Annotated in this window: 2 protein-coding genes; both read left to right on the top strand. The window is 57.6% G+C overall.

What is annotated here, in order from left to right; genetic code table 11:
- The coding region (locus tag AC6I6N_RS18300) for an autotransporter outer membrane beta-barrel domain-containing protein (protein ID WP_497943711.1) at positions 1-750 on the top strand (750 nt) is incomplete at its 5' end.
- A gap of 246 nt (positions 751-996) precedes the next feature.
- A partial coding sequence (locus AC6I6N_RS18295; protein WP_497943710.1) for a S8 family peptidase occupies positions 997-2,731 on the top strand: 1,735 nt, incomplete at its 3' end.

Below are 2,731 nucleotides of genomic sequence, written 5' to 3'. Positions count from 1 at the left end.
CTGTTCCTGGGTGGCGATACGGCTATCGGCGAACAAGGCTGGCGCATGGGCGCCTCTCTGGGCTATCTGGAAAACCGCATCAAGCTGGATGATCGCCGTCAGACCTCGCGCAGCAATAGCTACAGCGCAGCCCTGTACGGGACGCAGGCTTGGGAGCTAGGTTCAGGTAGCCTGAATGTGCTGGCTGGTGGTGCTTACACACGCCACAGCCTGGACAGCGAGCGCTCCATCTCTGTTCACCAATACGAAACACTAAAAGCGGACTACAAGGCGCACAGCATTCAGGCCTTTGCCCAACTGGGTTACCGCATGCCAGTCAGCCCACGCTCCAGCGTAGAGCCTTATGCCAGCGTCAATTGGCACCAACTACGCCACGGCTCCTTCAGTGAATCGGGTGGCCAAGCCGCCTTGCGTGGCGACTCGCAACGCCAGAACCTGAGTACCGTCACATTGGGTCTGCGCGGCACCACGGAACTGGACCTGTCCAAAACCACCTTGTCCCTGAGCGCCGGTTTGGGCTGGCGTCATGCCCTGGGTGACACCACACCCGAGCGTGAACTGGCCTTTGCGGCTTTGCCCGGCAGCAGCTTCCGCGTAAGCGGCGCGCCTATCGCCAAGAATGCTGCTGTCGCCGAGCTGGGCGCCGAGCTGAAAGCCGGCAAAAGCACCTCCTTCGGTCTGAACTACCAGGGACAGTTTGGTCGTAATCAGGATCATGCGGGCTCTCTGTTCATGAAGGTGCGTTTCTGATTTAAGGCCCCGAGGCGGGGTTGGCGTTCCGCCGATCCCGCGGCAGGCATAACAGACCGCCATCAAGAATCCCTGCGATGCGCGTGCATGACAGGGGCCCCACAAGAACACGATCTCGACAATACAGCAGCCCATAACTGCCGGATTAAACGGCTATGCCGTTAAATGACAGATGCCTTGAGAACCTCCACGGCAGGTTTTCACAACGAGTGGCCACCCTCCTTAGAAAATCCAAGTAGATAAGACATGTCGAACAAGAAACGCAACACCTCTATGTTGGTGCAGTTGGCTTTGTTAAGCCTGACTTTACCTGGCATCGTCCATGCCGATTCTGAGAGCTCACTGGAACAATGGCGCACTAAAGAATACAAGCGTCAACCCGGCCTGGACATGATCAATGCAGCCAAAGCCTATTCGCTGGGCTTTACCGGCAAAGGCGTCACGGTCGGTTATCTGGACTCGGGCATTCAGGCAGATCACCCTGAGTTTGCCGGCGCCATTGCTGGGGGCTTTGACTTTGCCAACAATACCCCCTACGCCAATGGCCAAGGAGTCGATACTCAGCCTCCTGCCGGACACGGGAGCCATGTTGCCGGAATCATTGGTGCGAGACGCGACGAAGCAGGCATGCACGGCGTCGCCTTCAATAGCCAGCTTTTTGCTGTTGCCTACGGCATCAATGCTGAGGACGATAACGACGATGATGATGCTGGTGGTGATGATGACGCTACCCCGACTCCAGACGATATAAGGGCCTTTCAAGATCGAATGCTCTCTAATGGCTGGAACTATCTCGCCCAGTTCAAGCTGCCTATTATTAATAGCAGTCTGGGGCTCAATGACTGCCGCGACTCATATGCCCCACCCTGCCATGTACTGGACTACGGCTCAGCTCAAGGCGCTCTAGATACGCAGCCTCTGATTATCCAGTCCTTTAAGAACAGCGTACAGGCCGGCTCCCTGATGGTATTTGCTACCGGCAATGAGTCTCAAGACCACCCTGATTTTCTGGCCGGCTCTCCCTACTGGTTTCCCGAACTGAAAGACAACTGGCTGGCCGTAACGGCAGTCGGGGAAGATGGTTCTTTGGCCGTCTACGCTAATAAATGTGGTGTTTCCGCCGAGTGGTGTTTGACCGCGCCAGGGGGAGAGTGGGCCCCTGGCATTAACTCCGTCAACTCGGATGGAGGCTATATTTATAAAAGCGGCACCTCCATGGCATCGCCACACGTGGCCGGAGCCGCAGCGTTAGTTAAAGAAGCCTACCCCTACTTCACCGCCTATCATCTGCAACAAACCCTGCTGACTACCGCAACCCCTCTGGGCGACCCCAGCACGTACGGCTGGGGTTTAATGAACGTGGGTAAGGCCGTGCAAGGCCCCGCACAATTTACCCGTCTGTTCGATGTGGACACGCTGGGCTACCACTCCACCTTCGCCAATGACATCAGCGGTATCGGAGGCTTGCACAAGCGCGGTTCCGGCTCTTTGGAGCTGACGGGCAATAACAGCTATACCGGTGACACCACCGTCAGCGGAGGTCGTCTGGCCGTCAATGGCACGCTGGCCTCTGCCGTAACCGTCGAGCGTGAGGGAACGCTGGGTGGTTCCGGTACGGTCGCACAAGTCGATAACTACGGCACCCTGGCTCCAGGCAACTCAGTTGGCACCCTGACCGTCAGCGGCGACTATACCGCCCATGCCGGTTCGGTGCATGAACTGGAAGTCGGCCCCGCAGGTGCGACCGATCGTCTGGTGGTTGGCGGTGCAGCCCATATAGACGGCACCCTGAAACTGGCTGGTGGCCCCTTCCGCCAGAACGTGGCCTATTCCTTCATGGACGCAGCCAATGGGGTGACAGGTCAGTACAGCCACATTACGTACGACATGGCCTTCTTGTCGCCAACGCTGCTCTACGGCCCCAGCCTGTCCTTGATGATCAAACGCAATGACACGCCGTTCGCTGCGTTTGCCAATACAA

This window comes from Alcaligenes sp. LTN-3 (genome assembly GCF_059735605.1).
Note: the sequence above shows the minus strand (reverse complement) of the source record. Positions and strands in the feature narration are given on the sequence as shown.